Annotated in this window: 15 protein-coding genes and 1 pseudogene; 1 reads left to right on the forward strand and 15 read right to left on the reverse strand. The window is 49.1% G+C overall.

Annotated elements, in window-relative coordinates; all coding sequences use genetic code 11:
• Nucleotides 1–13: 13 nt before the first annotated feature.
• From B1748_RS13350 to B1748_RS13380, 7 genes are all read right to left on the reverse strand, one after another.
• Nucleotides 14–1,222 carry a hypothetical protein gene (locus tag B1748_RS13350; RefSeq protein WP_087568413.1) on the reverse strand — a complete coding sequence of 403 codons (1,209 nt, stop codon included), beginning with the start codon at nt 1,220–1,222 and terminating at the stop codon, nt 14–16.
• Nucleotides 1,223–1,264: 42 nt separating this feature from the next.
• Nucleotides 1,265–1,723: an SMI1/KNR4 family protein gene (locus B1748_RS13355; protein ID WP_087568414.1), complete on the reverse strand. Its 459-nt coding sequence runs from the start codon at nt 1,721–1,723 to the stop codon at nt 1,265–1,267.
• Between the two features lie 43 nt (nt 1,724–1,766).
• A complete protein-coding gene (locus B1748_RS13360) occupies nt 1,767–2,042 on the reverse strand; it encodes a hypothetical protein (RefSeq protein WP_087568415.1) in 276 nt (91 codons plus the stop codon).
• Between the two features lie 41 nt (nt 2,043–2,083).
• Nucleotides 2,084–3,100 carry a leucine-rich repeat domain-containing protein gene (locus B1748_RS13365; RefSeq protein ID WP_087568416.1) on the reverse strand — a complete coding sequence of 339 codons (1,017 nt, stop codon included), beginning with the start codon at nt 3,098–3,100 and terminating at the stop codon, nt 2,084–2,086.
• A gap of 11 nt (nt 3,101–3,111) precedes the next feature.
• Complete coding sequence (locus B1748_RS13370) at nt 3,112–3,657, reverse strand: hypothetical protein (RefSeq protein ID WP_256975650.1); 546 nt, start codon at nt 3,655–3,657, stop codon at nt 3,112–3,114.
• 58 nt (nt 3,658–3,715) lie between these two features.
• Nucleotides 3,716–4,282, reverse strand: coding sequence for a hypothetical protein (locus B1748_RS13375; RefSeq protein WP_087568418.1), 567 nt, complete (start codon nt 4,280–4,282; stop codon nt 3,716–3,718).
• A gap of 226 nt (nt 4,283–4,508) precedes the next feature.
• The gene (locus tag B1748_RS13380; protein ID WP_087568419.1) at nt 4,509–5,726 is read right to left on the reverse strand and encodes a pectin acetylesterase-family hydrolase; all 1,218 of its coding nucleotides are present in this window, start codon (nt 5,724–5,726) and stop codon (nt 4,509–4,511) included.
• 112 nt (nt 5,727–5,838) lie between these two features.
• On the opposite strand from B1748_RS13380, the gene B1748_RS13385 reads away from it, so the two are divergent.
• Nucleotides 5,839–6,405 (forward strand): hypothetical protein, encoded by a 567-nt coding sequence (locus B1748_RS13385; protein WP_087568420.1) that lies wholly within the window; start codon nt 5,839–5,841, stop codon nt 6,403–6,405.
• Nucleotides 6,406–6,581: 176 nt separating this feature from the next.
• Here the strand turns inward: B1748_RS13385 and B1748_RS13390 are convergent.
• From B1748_RS13390 to B1748_RS13425, 8 genes and pseudogenes are all read right to left on the reverse strand, one after another.
• Nucleotides 6,582–7,148, reverse strand: a pseudogene (locus tag B1748_RS13390) (DUF4832 domain-containing protein); the annotation flags it as partial.
• 110 nt (nt 7,149–7,258) lie between these two features.
• On the reverse strand, nt 7,259–10,756 hold the full coding sequence (locus B1748_RS13395; RefSeq protein WP_179215570.1) for an S-layer homology domain-containing protein: 3,498 nt from the start codon (nt 10,754–10,756) through the stop codon (nt 7,259–7,261).
• A gap of 52 nt (nt 10,757–10,808) precedes the next feature.
• Nucleotides 10,809–11,621, reverse strand: coding sequence for a carbohydrate ABC transporter permease (locus tag B1748_RS13400; protein ID WP_087568423.1), 813 nt, complete (start codon nt 11,619–11,621; stop codon nt 10,809–10,811).
• An 11-nt stretch (nt 11,622–11,632) separates the two neighbouring features.
• Nucleotides 11,633–12,556, reverse strand: coding sequence for a carbohydrate ABC transporter permease (locus B1748_RS13405; protein WP_087568424.1), 924 nt, complete (start codon nt 12,554–12,556; stop codon nt 11,633–11,635).
• Between the two features lie 71 nt (nt 12,557–12,627).
• Nucleotides 12,628–14,019, reverse strand: a complete 1,392-nt coding sequence (locus B1748_RS13410; RefSeq protein ID WP_087568425.1) for an ABC transporter substrate-binding protein — start codon at nt 14,017–14,019, stop codon at nt 12,628–12,630.
• 218 nt (nt 14,020–14,237) lie between these two features.
• Nucleotides 14,238–15,884 carry a response regulator gene (locus B1748_RS13415; protein ID WP_179215572.1) on the reverse strand — a complete coding sequence of 549 codons (1,647 nt, stop codon included), beginning with the start codon at nt 15,882–15,884 and terminating at the stop codon, nt 14,238–14,240.
• Nucleotides 15,877–17,715 (reverse strand): sensor histidine kinase, encoded by a 1,839-nt coding sequence (locus tag B1748_RS13420; RefSeq protein WP_087568427.1) that lies wholly within the window; start codon nt 17,713–17,715, stop codon nt 15,877–15,879. Before B1748_RS13420 ends, B1748_RS13415 begins: the two co-directional genes overlap by 8 nt.
• Nucleotides 17,716–17,928: 213 nt before the next feature.
• Nucleotides 17,929–19,596: a DUF6138 family protein gene (locus B1748_RS13425; RefSeq protein ID WP_087568428.1), complete on the reverse strand. Its 1,668-nt coding sequence runs from the start codon at nt 19,594–19,596 to the stop codon at nt 17,929–17,931.
• Between the last annotated feature and the right edge of the window lie 135 nt (nt 19,597–19,731).

Raw genomic sequence — 19,731 nt, forward strand, 5'->3', positions numbered from 1 at the left:
CAACACTCCTTAATCAGTAATCGCGAGCCGCATCGAACCAGCGTTGGGCCATCTCCTCTGTTAGGGGCTGCCCAATTTGATGATCGGACTGGCTTAGTTGCCATACGGCTTCGCCAAGATCCTCTCTCTCGGTGGTTTCGATGCCTTTGAGGGTGTTAAAGCGAACGGTGAAGGCGGTAATGGCCGCCTCGGCCTCGGCAAAGCTGCGGGCTTGTGCCAAAGCTGCCTTTGCATCGTCATAAGCTTCGTTAGCCAGCTTGGCCGGACGTTTGGGCCAGGATGAGAACGGGCGGCCATATTCGGTCGTCCACCACTCCGGTTTTCGTAATTTGCTTATTGAAGTATAGCCGGTCCAAGGACGAGTATTGGCGCGTGTTTTCAGTTGCTGTTTTAAGCGCTTGCCCGCGGTCTCTTCCACATTGTAGGCGATAAATCTGTCAAGCAACGGCCACGTATCCAAGGAGGGCAAGTCCTCCAAATCAGGCATAAAGCGCAGCTCCAGATTCGTTAACCCGGCATGTCGGGCCAACAAGTGCATGTCGCAAAAGTTCCCCCATAAACTCAGTGAGTTAAGGTTCGGGAAACGGTCAAGGCATTCCAGCGAGATGGGCTGTCCCAGAGGCGTGCTTTGCAGGGTCAGGCTCTCCACTTGGTGCAATTCACCCAGGTCGGGCAGCATGAAAGGAGGATCATTCCTGCGGCGGCCGGTTTGCGGCGCTAGCGTCAGGGAAAACGGCATTTCGCCAGTGGCCAATAAGCGTGACAGATCTCCGGACACGTTCAGGCGGAAGGGATTTTTCGGAAGCTTCAGGCTCAGGCGACCTTCGGACTGCTCCAGCTCGATATGCAAGCTATGCAAAATGGACGGGCTGGCGTCCACCGCCTTATCGGCAGATAGGATCGGAACCCACGTCATCTCCTCAATGGGACGTTTCTGCGCCCAATCAAAGAAGCCTTCGTCGCTGCCTGCATAGTACAGAAATCGTGGCCAGGGCGAGCCCGCCGGAGTGGCAAAAGCATCGAATACGGTCCAATCGATGCGCGCGCCTTGTTCGACGTGAAGCTCCGCCTTTTTCCCCAATTGCGACGGTCCGATGGATAGACTGCCTACACCGGGCCGCCTAACGAGAGTGTGGCTGCGGGGGCCTATCAGGTCGATAGAATAACGACCATCTTCCTTAACAGAACCAGCGGAAGGCCGGGCCTGGTTATCATTTGGCATTGCTGTCATCCTCTCTTCTATCTACTCCTCATTCATTCTTATTTATGAGCGCTCGTCAATCAGCCGTTCTAGAAACTCCGCAAACGTTGAAGCATACGTGTCGATCAAATCATTCATGAGATCATAACACATGATCGGAAATTCACCCTGTGCATCTCTAGCCGATGTATCAAAATAATAAAGCTCGTCGCTATCCGGAACGAACACGTCCAATCTGTGGGGAAACCGGCTTACCAACCATTCCTCGGCTTTATTCAGTCTGTGTATATATAGAAGGTCGCCGTCGTATTCATCCCGGTATTCCGGAGGAGCGATCGTTAAAATCTCCCCGCCATTCAACCGGGCATTACCGTAATGAGCCAACCACCAGCGATAAGATGGCGGCAGGCGGAACCCCAATTCCTCTTCGACTTCGACTATCCAGCTCTCTTCCGCGCCACGACCGGGAAACCATTTTAACGCGGATGTCGTTTTCAGTTTTTCTGCCAAACGCTCATACATGGGTTCGATTCTCTCCCTCTATACTTGTTTGATATTGGTTCGATCATTTGCCTCTTTTATAGGCATTAGCCAATTGGACGAGATACCAGACAGCCGCACCCACAAGGGCAGTTAAGGCAAGATTTATGCAGCCGAACACGATCAGCGACGTCGCTTTGCCGGGGCCGATACGGAAAGCGGCCGCAAGCTGGAAGACGGCGGGCAGAAGAAACGCCAGCCAAGAGACGGTTATAAGCTTTTCTGTTTTGAAGCTCCACCATACAGCCGAACATGATGCAACGAGTAATACCCAAGTACAGATGAACTTTAATGCAAACATGATTTCGGCCCTCCTCCATTTCCCTTCCTGCATACATAAGTTCAAGTCAACTGAAATCCCAATTTCAATAAAGATTGTTGTATTTCCTCGTCTACTTTGCTTTTGGACGTCGCGAATTCGACTGTTGATAAAGAACTTGGCAGGGGCTGATGGATAAAGCCGTCGAAATCGACTGCCGTTTTGGAGATGCGAAGCTTTCGAAGAGACGTCAATTGCTTCAGTCCCGTCACATGGGTCAAACCTTTGCAATTGGAAATGGAGAGCTCCTCCAACGCTTTCATCTCCCGGTCAAAGGCGATTTCATTCAGTTGAATCTGGTCCTCGACGACAAGTCTCGTGATGGATCGGAAGTTCGCAATGTTGGACAAGTCATGGAAACCGCGGACTCTGCATATCTCCAGGTCGTCGATGTCATTTTCCTCGATTTCCCGGATATGCTCCCGGCCCCCTAACAAGATGCGAAGATGCTTCAGCTTCCTCAACCGGTTAACAAAATGAAACGGCAGTTTGCCGATGGAATGCAGCGCGAGATAGTTTAATTTCTCCAGCTCGCCTACCGCATCGAGATTTTTTACTTTGCCTCCGACATGCAAGTGCTCCAATTGCGTATAAGCTTTAAAATGTTGTAGATTGAGCGTTTTTTTATCCGACATAATCGTTAGCTCTGTTAGAGATCGCAGCGTTTCGATGTCCAAAATATCCGAATTTTCCAACTCGTATATCCCCACGTGCAAGTTGCGCAAGTGCTCCAGCTTGGCCAATGCTTCCGTGTTATGCGCATTGGCGAGACTATTGATATTCAGCATTTTGACATGGGGGACCCGCAAAAGCGTATGACAATCAAAGGACAGGGAATAGTGGGCGTAGAAACGCACTCCGAAATTCTCATCGTAACGGGCGCAAAGCTCGTCCACTTCCTCCAAGATAGACCCATAAAAGTCCGGGTGGGAAAACTGGACAAAAACTTGGTTGCCGTCGCGCAAGTCCTGCTCGATCTGGACCCGGTCCAGCGCAACAGGATCGTTAATCAGGATCTTTTTTTTCCATATCTTACGCATGAGTGCTCCTCCTATCGGCCATGGATGACAAGTCCGTATTTGCCGAACATCCACGACCCCTTCAAATCCTGCATCGCATCAGGGCTTATACGCACGGAGGGCTTTTGCTCCTTCATCGCATCCGCATCATGCGCCGAGAAGCGAAGCGGCTTTGTCCTTTTTTTAATAAAGTCCGTTATTTCATCGAATAACGTATAGGTGAGCGGCCTATGATCCCGGATATCCTCATAGACATAAGGCTTCCCTTGTTCATCCTCCACATCCACTTGAAAGCCCTTAGGAAACGAAAGCAGAATGCAAGGCAGCTCATCCTCCGCCCATTGTCCGTAATAGGGAAACGGGAGGCCCTCATTTCGCGCAAAAAATCCGGAGCTTTCCTTATCGACCGTTACAGCAATGGAGTATACAAAGTGCGGGTAATAACCAGTCCCTTTTTCCGCTGTCGCAAAGTGCCGATAAAAGGTCTGGTACGCCTCATACACCTGGCTCCGATCATGCTCCGTCCGGGCGGAATTGGTTAGCTGAAATTGAGCCTGCTTATCGTCAAACAGCTTCAAAACGCTTTTAAACTCTTCCGGACTTATGAAGAATCTAAGCTTATAAAATCCGCTGTTCTTAAAATTCATATTTCACGAAACGTTCTTTGAGCGTTTCTTCGTGCGGTACCCACTCCCAATCACCCCATAGCGACGTTTTCACGATTGCCGACAGCTTATCTACGGCTTGTTCCGGACTCGTCGTGTTAATGAGATCGTCAAAATCCTCATTGCCGATACTCAACGCCTTCCGCAAGTAGTCATCGTTTATACGCTCTTCTTGAAGTTGCTCATATTCATCTCTCGTCCATTGCTCGCAAAAGATTTTTTCGGCTTGAATGTCCCCATTCTCGAAAAACGACACCTCGAATAGCTCATCATTCATATAAGCGGTGGTCATCACTGGGCCTTCGATAAGCCCGGACAACGCTTTGCCAACCTTCTTCACCGTACCCCAAACAAAATATTCATGCAGCACGCTGATCCAGTTCTCGTCGCTTTGGCTTACAAGCATGACCTCTTTGGTCTCTTGAGCTTCTTTTCTGCCCAACACTTTGCCGTGCCCTTCGCTTAGCTCTCTAAGTGCTTCAATTGTCTTCTCAAGGTTACTCGACTTGATATGCAAATTTGCGAATGATCTTCCCATGTGATGGCCTCCTGCATTTAAGGTAAGGTTGTTACAAGCTCATACCCCATCTATTAGCCCTATGGTAATATGGGGCTTAACTCCATTATAAAGATTGGTTATATTGATTCTACCGACTTTTTTCCTGAATTATGGAAAATTAGTCCATTATCGCTCAAAAAAAAGAGGGTGTCTCATCGTCGCTTAGGACTTGAGACACCCTCAATTGAGCACCTGTCGTTAACAATTATAATTTTAGAGCGATTCCCTCTTTCTCTACAAAATGCCGCCCCACGGAGTAATACTCATCCTTAATCACGGCATCGTCCAGCCACTTCATCAGCTTGACCCCGTCCTGTTCGGCTTTGTAGAAATGATTTAATGGGGATAGTGTATGCGGTGTCCTCCCCGTCTTCTCGTTAAGACCATAATCAGTGATGTAATAATAGTAGCCTGGCACTGCATCAGATAGCTCTCCGGCAGACTGCAACATGCGAGCCGACCAGAGATCGACATATTCGCCATCATCCGAATCGTCATCATTCAGATCCTTTTCAAAGTCGAACAACAGCTCGTCATAAAGCGTATTGGACTGCAAAAGTACCGCGTTGTCCGGGAGCAGCTTGCGGTTCGCCTTGAATACGGACGAAATCAAATCGCCATGGACTTCATAACCGAAGGTTTCTGCAAGGTTAGCCTTCCATTCGTTATCGATAATATCCGGCCAGCGGTCGGCATTTAAGTAGGAGCCGTCTGAATATTGATAAATGCGGGCATTCGGGTAGCTTTTTGCAATCTCAGGAGCCCAGAATGCGGCTCCGAATCCTCCGGCGCTTTCTCCCGCAATGAGGATCTTTTCCGGCTCAGCGAAATGGTTTGTAATCCATTCCAATGCTGCTCGCGTATTGGTTTGACCGTTGTAACGCATTGTAAACGGCTTGCCTTTGGCGTCCGTATATTCCTTGGATTCATTTCCGATATGCAGATCACCAGTCGAATAAGGGATATATACAATGTTCCAATCCTTGAACGGATTGTCAGGATTATCATTTTCCAACAGGCCGCCCAGTGTACTTACTTTAAAGAATGGAATGTTCGGAAAGTAATATTTGATCTCACCGTTCTTCATTACATTACTCAGGCTGATCGGCTGCGCGGCAGTCACCGCATCCCAGGCCACACCGCCCCCGGAAAAATAAACGATTAATTTATCTTCAGCAGCCGCTCCCTTATTAGCAAGCAAATAGTATTCTGAACCATCTGCTGAAATGACTTGTGCATCCTGGTCAAACTTGATTTTATTCCAGACATAGCGCTCCGCAGCATCCCATTTATCCGGTTCGGCAGGTTTTTCAAGTACAAAAAAATAAACATAACCCGCTAAAACACCTGCAATAAGCACAATTCCGCCTATTGCAGACAGAAGAATCTTGTTGATTCTCTTCACTATTACCTTTTTTTTCACTCAAAGACCCTCCTTCCGACCATGATAGATCTCCATTTTCGGCGTCATTTATGGTATGGTTCAGCTTAACGGGTCTAACGGCAAAACATATCGAGGAAAAGGGGAGTTTAACGTGATATACAAATTTACCGACGTGCTGAACGATCTTGTAAACTATTTCGTTCTTGGAGATATTTTGCTACTGGAAAGCTGGAAACAGTCCAACAATCTTCCAGATAACTTAGCAATGGAGTTTACAACAAACGAGAACGGCGATAATGTTGTGCTTGATGGTATTATACTTCCAATGGTAGGGATTGAAAACTATCCCTATACCATCATATTTAATCTTTCTGGTGATACACCGGAATTGTTAAAAACAGATAGCCGTTTACAATTCAGACGTGACGGCTATTCGCTAAAAGTTGAAAACAACATGCTTATGCTGTTTACTTGGCGAATATTAGAACAATTCACTAACGAAAGAGTCAATGCTTTACTTAATCATTACCGACAACACAATAGACCAATGATTGAAATTGAAAACGGCTGGTACAACATAGAGATATTGGGTGGAGAAACTTTGCAAGATTCATATTATGAACCCACATTCGAGTTTATTTTGCAAAAGACAGATAAAAAGGGGCCAGCGGAATTTGACATCCATTCGGATTTTATGATTGAAAGTTCCGCCTACTAAAGCGAAATAGAAAAAACCTATCCCGCCGCCCTGCCTGTTACAATTCCTTATCTGCGCCCAACTAACTGGCGGCCAACGATTATAGGCCAGCCCTTGCAGGAGGAAACCTGCATGAAGGACTGGCCCGTGCGGCGCTCTACGGCGCTCTTCGTCGAGCGTTGCGACCGCTTCTGCTGTTATTTGACAATCGTACTGATTTGAAACCTTCCATCCGCCGTTCTGCCCGTGTTCGCGAAGTCCACGGCAGGCGCGCCGGTCCCGGGATTCACTATCGCAACGACGATACGATAGGTGCCGGACGGTAAATTCTGCGGAATCGGAATCGATTCCTTCAAATCGTGCAAGCAGGTATTCCAGTTCCTTAAATCGATAGCCGCCGTCTTCCTCGAAACGATCGTATCGTTGCTGCTTCTTACTTGCAGCTCCACTGGCCAATTGAACAGGAACGCATGCACGCCCTTGTTCTCCACTTTAACTTCAACGGCCAAGTTGCCGGACTGAATCTTCGCAGGATGGGAAACCTCGCGCACGACATAGTGATACCCCATTTTATTCAGAAACTTGTCCATATTGGCTTGCAGCGGGTTATTCAAGGGGAGTGCGGCCGGGCTGGCGGGACCTAACCAGCTCGTTTTGCTTAAGATCAGCTCCCGCATACTTTCGTCGAAGCCCGGTCCGCTCGTCAAGGAGCTCTGCGTTCCGGCAAGCCCATACCCGAATTCGCCGCCGATGGCGGCCTTAGCGGTGTCCTGAGTTCCTTTTCGTCAATTCCCTCATCTCCATCTCGTGATATTTGGATAAAAGCCCTCTCCCCGCGGATAAATCCTCAGGGAGAAAGGCTCCTTCGAAATCGTTATTTTTGTAGCGCCGCCAGAATCATCTTGACGGCTTCGGCGCGGGTCGCAATGCCCATTGGGTTAAAGTTTCCGGCTGGATCACCCTCGATAATACCTGCTTCAAATGCGGCAGCCATATAAGGTTTTGCCCAATTCGGTATGTCTTTCGCGTCTTTGAACGGAAGCGTTGCATTCGGTTTTAACTCAAGTTTGAGCGCTCTGACCAACATGACGACAGCATCGGTTCGCGTCACTTCCCGCAGGGCCCGAATCGTGCCGTCCGGATAACCTGCCAGAATCCCGGCCTGAACAGCTTGCTCCAAGTAAGGCAGCGACCACCCAGGGATGTCCGCCTTATCTTTGAAGGACAACGACACGGATGCATCCTCCAGTTTCAGCCCGCGAACGAGCATCGCCGTAAACTCGGAGCGCGATACTTTCCGTCCCGGCTTAAAGGTACCGTCCGGGAAACCGTCCACAATACCGAGCTTGGTGGCTTGGCGAATTAGGGAAGCGGCCCAATGAGTGGAAGGCACATCGCTTAATTTAATGTCCGGTTCGGTGCTTGGCGATCCGGTATTGCCTTCGGACTCGTTAGAATCCGGCTTTTCAGACGGCTGAGGAGTCGACGGTGTCCCGGTATTGTTCCCCGGCGACCCTGTCGAAGGGACTTCCGCAGCGGCGATATCGATCGTATCCAGCACGTAACGGCCATCGCTGTTTCTGCCTGAAATCGCAAGATCGACAGCAGGCAACCCGGTATCCGGGTCTAAGATCGCAACGGCAAGCCGGTACGTCCCCGCCTTCAAGGTGGTCGGAATGGCAAGCTGGCTTGTCAAAGATGTCTTGCCGGGCAGCCAGGTGCGCAGATCGGCGTTGGCCCGCGTGGAAGCCGCAACCTCTCCGTTGCTGTCAAGCAACGACAATTCCAGCGGGTAGGCGTAATAGATCGGAGCGATGCCTCTGTTCTTCCACTGCATGGCTACGGAAATCGAATTTCCAGCCTTGGCGGTAGGCTCGTGGGAGGCAGATTCCAGCACGAAGCGATAGCCCATTGTCTTCATCGCGAGATCAATATTTCCCTGCTGAGGCGTCCCCGTGGCCAGCCATGCGGCCGTTGCAGGTCCAATCCAGCTGTTATGGCTCGCCTTGATTTGCCTTAACGTTTCCAGGATAGCATTATCCGCCAGATGCGTCTGCGGGGCGCCGTAGCTGAATTCCCCTCCGGAATAATTGGTTTTCCAGAAGTCCGGCATCGCCGACGCCGGGCTGCCGTTCCCGTTCTGAATCCAGTCGAGCCATTCGTCCGTACCCGCTTTCGTTCCCATCATATCGTTAAATAAGCCAAGCCGATTGTTTTTCGCGATTTCAAACGGCTTTCTGATGCCGATAAGCTTGTGGTTGAAACTATCGATATAATGTTGGACATACTGATCCGTAATACTCGTAGGCGGAAATGGATCCGCAATCGCGCCGGTATGCCATTCTCCCCACTGTCCAACGCTTCCGAGAGCGATATAAGCAACTCTCGAATCATCATCATAGCGAGCCGCCAATGCGCCGATCAGCCTTGCATGCTCCTCAATCAGTTTAGGGTTGCTGTAGTTGGGACTGAAGCCCGCCTGCGAGCCGTCGTTGTATTCCGTTCCATCGCCGTCTATCTCCGTATACAACCAATCCGGGATATCTCTGTGGGCCGATGCTAACGGATAATCCATCACTATCCTGACAATCAGCTTAACTCCGCGATCGGCCCAATATTGGAATTTGTACTTTTGCTCGAAAGCCTCCCAAGCGAATTGATCTCGCAGGGGCTCAAGCTCCTTCCAGGTAACATAGATATAAGCGAGCTTGTGCGGCTGTGGATATGGCCCGCCCACCGCTAACGGAGCCCAGCCGATCAGCGGGTTATACAGCGCTTCATATCGCTCATCCGGATAATAAGCGTTCGGAATCGTCGAACGTTGCACGATTTTACTCGAAGTGAGCATTTCCTCCGAAGCAGCCGGCAAATAAAGAGAACCGTTGCCGATATAACCGATCTTCATGGCGCCGGGTTCGGTTTTGCCGATTTGGCTCAAGTTCAGGGAAACCTCCATCGAATCCGCATTAAATCCGGCGTAGACATCTCCAACCGGCTCCCAGGTCGAATCCGCCCCCGTGCCGGTATATTTATACAGCTTGTCTCTCTCCACTTTATAATCGATGCCCGAATTGCTCCAGCCCGCATTCGACAACCCGGTCGCTCCGTTATTGTCGCTATCGATATAATAGACGGTGTTCAGGCTGGGTTCGGAAGTCTCAATCATCATATACAGCTTCTTATGATCCTGTACGGCACGAAGCTCTACGGGTGTTTGGCTAGCCCCATCTCCCGTAACAAAGCCGATGTTGCTCCAGTCCTCCCCATTTCCATCCAGAACGAGCGGCGCAGCGGGCATGTCGTACAAAGTAAAAAGGGCGTCCGTTTCGTCCGGGAGAGCCAATTTATTAATAAAGCCGTCGCCGTACATAGAAGCAAAACCCAATCTGATCTTCGTTTCCGCCGTAATTCCGATCTCGCTCAGCGGAATTCTGTACTCCATAATCGTTTCATTGTCAGGCCCGTTGTTTTTCGTTATGGAATACTCCACTTTCTGGCCAAGAGCATCCCATTCGTATACGACCCGTCCCTTGCTCTTGAACAAATCCGGCCCTTCTATGAGATATTCCGCGCCCAGATCCGGCCATATGAAAGCGGTGCATCCCGTAAGCGCATCGTGGTCCGTGTCGAGGAACAGATCCGTCCACACATCCGGAAGAAAGCCTTTAAGCATGACATACAGATTTTGGCTGTCCCGGGCTGTGTACATCTGCGACTTCCCATCCTTTGTCACGTAAGAAGGAGAAATATTTACCCAGTCGACAACGGAGCCGTCTGTCGTTATGGACAAGCTCTGAACCCCTGCGCCGGGATTCGCGGCATCGACGGTTAACAACTTGCCTCCAACCTTGGGCAGGAAATCATTTTCCGCCAGCGCATACCCTACCTTGACCCTCGCTGCCGCGGTCGCTCCCAATGCCGCGAGATCCGCAAACACTTCAATCCCCGTCGCGGAAGCAGCTAGCTCGGCGGTTCCTGCTTGAACCCAGTCGGCATTCTCATACCGAAAGACTTGATCGTTCACGATCTTGTAGTCAATGCCTCCCGCATTGCTCCATGCGGAAACGGCAACTCCGGTTTCCGGGTTATTGTCGCTGTCGATATAGAAGATGTTGTTTCCCGCGTCCAGCCCGCTGCCTTCGACATACAGGTACAGCCGCTCGTCCGTTTTCATCGCTTTAAACTGAGCAAGCCCCGTTCCGAATGAAGCACTGTCATAATCGATCGAAGCCCATTCCGCCGCGTAGCCGTCAAATGAATCGTTCACCACGCTGACGGCATGTGCCGACTTATTCGCTACAGGTATACCAAAGCCCGAAACAGCAACCGCAACAGCGGTAGCTAGCACCAATCTTTTTCCCCAAGCTTGCATATTCCTTGCCTCCTCGTTCATGGTCGCCAATCGATTTACTCCATTGCATTCGTTAACCTTTTACACCAGTCGTAGCAATTCCCTTGATAAAAAACTTTTGGGAAAACAGGAATAAGATGATAACCGGAATAAGCGCCAGCGATGAAGCGGCCATCTGCATGCCGTGATTTTGCGACTTCGTCTCCTGAAACATGGCAATCCCGACCGTCAGCATCTGCTTCTTGATGTCCGTAATAAAAATGAACGGGTTGGTGAAATCGTTCCATGCCCACACGAAGGAAAACAGCATCATCGTAATAAGCGCAGGCTTGGCCAGCGGCAAAATGATTCGATAGAATACCTTGAAGTGGCCGCAGCCGTCGATAATGGCCGCCTCGGACAGCTCGTTCGGAATGCTGATAAAAAATTGCCGGAGCAAAAAAACAAAATAGACATCGAAAGCGGCCGGGAGCACCAGCGCCCACACGGTATCCGTCAAATTCAGCATTTTATAAATCACATAGCGTTGGATGATCGTCGCATCGCCCGGCAGCATCAACGCAGCCAGAAAAATGAGGAAGATAACGCTTCTCCCGCGAAAGCGCAATCTCGCGAACGCATAGGCGGTAAGCGACACGATTACGCACTTGACCAGCAGCGATAGAATAACCATCACGATCGTATTTTGATACCATAGGAAAAAGTCGTATCTGGGATCGAAAATATTTTTGTAATGCTCCGTAATGAACGGATACGGAATGAGCCGAAACGGAAACTCAAAAATTTTCCCTAGCGGTTTGAAAGATGAAGACACCATGAAAATAAACGGGAAGATATTAGCGATTCCAAGTACAAGAAGAAATACGGTTAAGCCAATTTTTCGCATTTGAACCTCCACTAAGAATACGTGACCCATTTCTTCTGACCGCGCCATTGAATCACGGTAATGAGCAGAATGATCAGAAACAGGATAATGGCTTGCGCCGTACTATAACCGAATCGGTATTGTACGAAAGATTCCTGGTAAATGTTCATCGACAACGTTGTCGAAGCATTGCCGGGTCCTCCCTTGGTCAGCACCTGAATCGGTCCGAAGTTCTGAAACGCCGATATAATCGCCGTAATCGACAGAAGGAAAGTCGTCGGCGATATGAGCGGCATCGTAATGCTCCAGAACTTCTTCCAGCTTCCGGCGCCGTCTATTACAGCCGCTTCATACAGCTCGCTCGGTACATTCTGCAAGGCGGCCAGAAACACGACCATAAAAAAACCGATGCTTTGCCATACGACAATCATGACGACCGTCGGGATTACCGTATCGACGCCCAAGAGCCATAACGGAGGTTCTTCGACGCCCATCGACCGCAGAAGCGAGTTGATCGGGCCATCCTTGTAATCCAGCAGCATGGCCCAGACAACGGCGATGGCAACCAGGTTCGATACATAGGGCAGGAAGATCGCGACCCGGATCGGACCCCGGAAAAAAAACTTTGCATTGATCAGTAACGCAAAGACAAGTCCCGCTCCGACCGAACCCGGAACGAACAGCAGGGCGTAATACAGCGTCTTCCACAGTGCGCTCAAAAAGCGTTCATCTCCGAACATCGTCACGAAATTGTCTAACCCGACAAACTTGACCGCCGACAGATTGCTGATAAAGCTTAAATCGGTCAAGCTAATCAATATCGAGGATAACAAAGGAGCCAGTTGGAATAAGACGAAGCCAATCGCAAACGGAAGGATGAACAGGTAGCCGAGCAACTCCTCTTGTCTTTGCAGTGACAAAGCCAGGCGAGACGATCCCGTCTTCTTTTCCTTCACTTAAACCATTCCTTTCCATGCATAAAGAGGATCAAGGGGGAAGTTATGCTTTCCCCCTATCTTCCGTCCCGTCACGATGAAGAGTTATCGTCCTTGATCGCCTGGTCGGATTTTTCCTTTAGCGATTTCATCGTTTCCTCCAGGGACCTTTGCTTCGAAGCAAACAGCTCGCCTTCGGAAGAGATCAGCGATGTGATGGCCGTCATGCCGCGACCGACGATCTTCTCGTTCACGATGTCTAAATCAGGATCAAGAATGGCGGCTTGCAAGTCTTTAATCGTAATGCCGTCCTTTTGCATTTTTTCCGCCATAGGCTCAAGAACCGAGTTGATGTCAGCCTCTCCGAGGTCTATTCTTGCGGGAACGTTGCCCGGCAGCGTCCATTGCGTTTCGGCAAGAGCTTTTACGGCTTCGAAAGCCGCCTTCTTGTTTTTCGAAGTCGAGGCTACGGAGTAGCCGCCCATAATGCCAAGCGTCGTCTTGTCGCCTTCTTTGACCTGCGGCATGACCGCGACGCCCATTCTCCAATCGCGAGGATATTGTTTCTCATCTAAGGCGCTGGCCAATGCCCAGTTGCCGACAATGAACATTCCGTACTTTCCTTCGCTATAGAAGGAATCCCACGGCATCTTCTTCGATCTATACGTGATAAAGTCCGGCTGCACCTTCCATTCATTGCCCAGATCGCCGAAGAACTTCATCGACTCCGCGAACGCCGGATCGTCATAGTTGGACGTACCGTCCGCTTTGTATTCCGGCACTTTTTTCTGCCTTGCCGAGAACATGAAGTAAACGTCCCAATCCAGCATGTAAGAGCCAAATACGCCGTCGCCAAGATTGGTGATCGCTTTGGCGGATTCGACGTATTTATCCCACGTCCATGTGTTGTTGTCCGGATAAGGGATGCCGGCCTTATCGAACAAATCTTTGTTATACAAGGTAACATGCACGTCCCTGAAAGCAGGAAGCATGTACGTTTTACCGTTGTAAGTCGACATGCTGCTGCCATAAATCGATTTCACATCATAGTTGTCTTCTGCAATCAAGTCATCCAGCGGCTCGATCAAATTCGCATTCGCGAATTTCTGATACGTCGTCGCATTTTGGTAGATGATATCCATCTCATCGCCGGCCATCAAGCTGATCGTGACTTTCTTATTCCAGTCCGTTCCTTCGCCCGGGATGATCAGCGGCTCGAGTTTAATGTTTTTCAGTTTTTTTTCGACGAGCGCCATCAAATCCTTAGTGCTTTGAGCGACTGCCGTCTCCGGCGTCGTAGCGAATTTCAAGACAATAACTTCATCCTCGCCCGCCTCCTTGCCGGCTTCTTCCGATGTCGTTGCGCTTGGTGGGTTCGATGCCGTCGGCTGCGTATTGTTGGCATTGCCTCCGCATGCCGCAAGCATGGATAAGACGAGCGTTGAAATGACCAGTGTTCCGAACCTTTTTTTCGTCTGCAACATGATTCCGTACTACCCCCTTCGAAGTTTTCGGTCGAATTCGCGACCCGATGTGATGATTATAATAAATCTTGCCAACTCGGACGTATGGACTCCCGTTACCGTTTCTTTGCACTGTGTTTACCAATTGGCGCGAAAACCCGGCAAAGTAAGCAAAAAAAAAGAAATCCCATCAAGGATCGCCTTTTTCTCTTGTAAAATGTATTGCCCATGCAATTGTTTTACTTTTTGGTTGTAATAGAATTGACATCGAGCTTGGATTGTTCTTTATTCCTATACTCGCTAGGCGACATTCCGGTATAAGCTTTGAACGCCCGATTGAAGTAAAAAATGTCGTTGTACCCGACTTCCGTTGCAATATCGCCTATTCTGGCGTCCGTGCTTAGCAGCAGCTCCTGCGCTTGCTCCAATCTCGTTCGAATGAGGAACTCATGAAACATCTCGCTCGTTTCTTGTTTGAACAGTCTGCTGAAATAACTTTTATTCATCGATACGTACTCCGCCACATCTTCTAATGTGACGCGTTCTCGGTAATGTCGATGGATGTAATCGATCGCCTTGACGACTTCCTCCCTGAGCGTCGGGCGGCCAAGCTTTCTTATCCAAATCGCATATTCCTCAGCAAAACTCTCGCACACATCTTTAAGCTCTCGAATCGTCAAACAGTTATCCACCTGTCTCTCTACCTGCTCGATGTCAAGGTCAGGCGAACCGAAAGGAAGGCCGTCTTGCATGATAAGCTCATCCAGAATATGATGGGCGATCAAAACGACATACCGTTTGACGATGGGCGGGTCGAGCCGCTGCTTGTAACAGTTGTCCAGAAAATCGGACAGAATGGTCGGGATGAATTCTCCGCTACCAAGCTGGACGAATTGCGAAATTTGCTTCTTGATGCCCATGTAGGTCGGGTGCATCGCTCCATCGTACGGGTCATGTCGACGTTCGGTCGAGACGACGCCAGACGCTGCGTAAAAAGCCGACTGCTTCATCTGCTCCAGTTGAAGCAGTCCTTCTCGCAACTGCAGTTCGCCTTCAAACGCCAACCCGTGCATAATGATCGTTTCTATGCTCAGGTAATCGCGAAGCGCGGTATATACTCGCAAGGCGAGACTATGAACCATCCGCTCGTCCGCCTGCTCCTTGAAGCTGACGATTGCGGCATAGGCACCGGGGGTCAGCTCAATGATCTTGCCGCTGGACTGATCGTTGATTAGCTCTTCCGCGACGTTTAATATCGTAAATTCCAGCAAATCCCGATCTGAGCGGAACCTGAGCGCGCTTAGACGCTCGTAGTCGCACAGCATTAACAGAAAAATATGGCCGCGGTTATCGTAAAGATTCAATCCGAGCGCTTCCACTCGGCTGCGAACGGTTTCTGCATTCAATTCGGGCTTGATCAGATCCAGAAAAAACTTCTTGTCAATTACCGTCTGATGGCGATGAATCGTTTGCTTCAACTCCGTCCAGTCGTCCATGATCCGCTTCTCGTTAGCTTTTTCCGCACAAATTTGACGCATGGCCGCTACTAGCTTTTCCGGTTCGATCGTTACTTTCAAAAAATAGTCGACCGCTCCGAATTTCATCGCTTCCTTGACCAATTCGAATTCGTTATAGTTGCTGAGCACGATACACTTAATATAAGGGTACCGCTCGGAAATAGCCTTGATCAGCTGAACTCCGTCCATTCCGGGCATCTTGATGTCGGAGATGACAATATCCGGAGCGATGGACGGAATTTTCTTCAGCGCCTCAATCCCGTTCGAAGCTTCTCCGGCGACGGTGAAACCGTGACTTTCCCATTCAATCGATAACTTTAGCCCCATTCGTACGAAGATTTCGTCGTCTACAATTAATACCTTATACATGGCGGTAATCTCCTCTGTCGGTTTCATTGTTGTTGCGTTCGTCCGTCCGCTCCTCCGACGTCATCATCGGAACAATGACCGTCGTCACCATGCCTTCGCCTGGCGCGCTACCCATTTTCAAAGCATAGGACTGGCCATAATGTAGGGTTAGACGCTCATTCACATGATGGACTCCGATGCCGCTGAAGCGATCCTTATTCTTTTTCCTGTCCGTCAGCAAGCCGTTGATTTCTTCGATTGTCGCGCCGACTCCGTTATCGGAGATCGTAATGATCATCTTGTCCTTGTCGGGATACGCCTGGACGCGAATGACGCCGGTATATTCGATGCCTTCAAAACCGTGAATGATCGAATTTTCCACAATCGGCTGCAAAAGCAGTTTCGGAATTCTGCAGTCCAGCAAGCTTTCGTCAATCTCGTATTCATCGGTAAACTTGGAAACGTAGCGAAACTTCTGAATCGTAATATAATTGCGAATATTATCGATTTCCTCTCGCATCGAAACGTATTCATCCATATGGATAATACTGCTTTTTAACAGATTGGCAAGGGCGACGATTACTTTGCTGATATTAAATACCTGGCTCGCATCGGCCATCCAACGTATCGAACCCAACGTATTAAATAAGAAATGAGGGTTGATCTGCGCATACAGCATTTTGAGCTCGAGCTCCCTCTTCGTTTTCTGATCCTCGTTGACCCGCTGAAACAGCTCGCGAATTTGATTAGCCATTTTATTAAAATTGAGGGAAAGCTTGCCTAGTTCATCCCTCCGCAGCACTTTCACTCTAACGTCCAGCTGGCCGGACGAAATCTGTTCCGTCGCCTCGTCAAGCTCGCGAATCGGCCTGGAAATGCTGCGCGCGATGAAAGAAGAGACTCCGAAAAAAATCAGCAAAAATCCGACATTCAAGTAAACAAGCAAGTTCCTTGCATTCGTAAAATCCGAGAACAGCACCTCGCTTGGAATAACCTGGACGACTCGCCATCCGAAACGCTCCATCGTTCTGGAGTTGATGATCAGCCCTTCATCCTTCAAAACTTTGCCGTCGGCAAGCTCTTCGAAATAACGAAAAGGCGTGCCGATCTCACCTCGTTCCGTTGAGGATATGACCTCCCCGTCGCGGCCGATCACGTAACCTTTAATCCCCTGAACCAGAGAGAGCCCGTTGATAATACTGGCCACTTCTAGCTCGGGAATGCCTATGATAAGATCGCCCGTCTTCGTACCCGTAGTGACATCCATGAAAGACCGCAGCATTAAAATATAATTGATGTCATGGCCTGTCATCGGAAAGTAAACGGGATAAGAGCTCTTCCCCAGCTTGACGTAATTGGCTCTTCCAGTTATATTTTCATGTTTCAAGATTCTACTATATTCCTCGTTAGCCAGGCCTGTATCGGCCGGAATCGTAGAATACGCGAAGCCTTCACGATCGATCAAGGCAATAAAATGGTTCATATAGTAGTCCAACGTAGAAACCTGTATGTTGAAAAATTTGTTGTTCATAAGGCTCTGAATATAGAAGAGCTTGTTCTTCTCGGAAGGAGGTCCTTGCGCGAGAATTTTCGCAATTTCCTCGTCGAGCAGCAGCGTATTGGAAGCGGCGAGCATGTCCCGATACACCCGCTCGATGCTGATCGCCGCCTGCTCCACCGCCATTTCATATCCGATATTCGCTTTGCTTTTGACCTTCTCCTGGAGCAACGTTACGGCAATAACACTGGAGAACGCGATGGGCAGCACGATCAAAAGCAAAAATGTAAACGCCAGCTTCCGATGAATGGAACCCAGCAAGAGATTGCTTAAAAACAACGACACCCTTTTCATCCCAGCCTCCTGATCTTCTCAACATGCCGCTTGCAAGCGCATTCATAAATGTTTGTCCCGTATTATACCATAGAACAAAGTCTTGGAAACCGGGAAGTGTAAAATAGTCAGAGCCCACGTTCGACGCAGGCTCTTCTTCTTTTTAAATTAATAGAGACCAGATATTCCTTGGCTCCCCAGTGTTGAGGCTGTATGGGGCAACTGTTCTCCGGTTCATCCTTCATTCATCGCCAACAGCTGCTCCAATCCTTCTTTTAGCGGCGACTCTGCTTTTCGTGCAGCTCCTTCTAGCTTCTTCACGCTTCCAAAGACTCGGCACAGTACCATTTCATGTTCATGAACCTCTTTGCCTTTCAACGTCTCGATTAGTGCCACGGCAAGCTCAGGACGGTCGATAGTTAGATTTTTGACCTGTCTTCCCTCGTCATTACCTGCCAGCAAAATGGATACGATCACCGGCATATGCTCTGCCTTTACGCCATGCGCCTCGATAAATGCCTGCGCATACCCATCCTGTACCATTTGGTGCTCCGTATCCACCAGGTCCATATAGCGGCATACCAATGGGAAATAATCCTCGCTGTACAAGCCAAGGCCCAATACGGCATAAGTGCCCGGCATAACCGATTTCTCGCTCGGCTCCACATCGCTGTACCACGCGAATTCCTCCATCACCGTATCCGCATATTCTGCAATTTTAGGGAACAACGCCCGGTAGTTGAGTGCATTGGCAAAAAACTGATGCAGCTTGGACTTTGCCAGCATTTTAAACGGAAGCACATGCTTTTGGCTGCTTTTCAGCTTTAGATTGTAGCCTTTGGGGAAGCCCTGGCGCAACAGATCGATGATATAATCGATCGCTTCTCCGTAGGCAGGCTCCTCTTCAGAGAGAATCCGGATGTCGATCATCTGCAATACGTCATTGTTGCGGGCCTCTACTCTCTCTCCCCGATAGGTATTCGCAAATTTTCCGCTGCCTATTTTCAAATAATCTGCTGCCCGCTTAGAACCCATTTGCACCGCAAGTTCCAGGTACTTCAGCCGAGTGTTCGGCTCGGTAAAGCCAATCTGTACAGCAGTATAAAGGAAGAAATCCATTTCTCCTGCATCTACGGAAGAATGAATGGCATCCTCCTTCAACACCCATTCGTTTCCATAAAAACCGGTTTGGTTAAAATGCCGCGGTAAAAAGCGATCCTCCGCCCAATGTTTGAAGGCCGAAGTATATTGGCTGATCCAAGCGTTTTTGCGCTCTTGGTTCGTCTTCAGCTTATCGGAGAGTCGTTGGATCAACGGTTCAACCTCTTTTACTTCCTGCTTCATCAGATCAGGATTGACCAAATGGTTGGCAAAAAAGAAAAATTCTTTTTCTCCCGGTAGCACTGGCGGATCAGATAAAACCTTTGAGTGAACAAATTGCTCCAGTGTCTGTTTCAATTGACTCAACTTTGGCTCATTGATGAGCTGATGGTTAAATGATAATTTCGACTGTTCCCATTCAAACTCAAATACAACTTCAAACTTGTAATCAAAGAAACTCGTTCCCAGCTCCTCGGAGCGAAACAGTCGATCTACACGTTCGCACAAGGCAGGAAAGAATTCCTCAGTTAAAAGTTCATCGGTCAACTCTGTTATATAGGAACCCGCTTCGACTTCGTAGGAGCTGTCAGACCAAGAGAATGGCTCGTGCACATCGATATGTATGCGTCCATTTGCCCATGTAAACTTACCTTTTCTCCATGCTACTCGAAGATAATCATTGATTCCGGCTTGCAGCCTGCTTCTATTTTTAAGTTCATTAATCCTCTTGCTTTCTTTTGCGTAAATCGTAGTGACTTCTTGCCATACCTCATTCAGAAAAGCTTCTACAGCGTAATTCAACGGCTTCTCCTCCCACTCTCGTATTCCGCATTGCAACATCTACTTGTTATTTATAACAAGCTTATACGGCTTTGTCATCTTTTTCGTTAACCGGCACGATATCATAATCCCCAAACCTCATCCTGTCAAGAGATA

Origin of the sequence: Paenibacillus sp. MY03 (genome assembly GCF_002165585.1) — a bacterium.
GTDB lineage: Bacteria > Bacillota > Bacilli > Paenibacillales > Paenibacillaceae > Pristimantibacillus > Pristimantibacillus agaridevorans.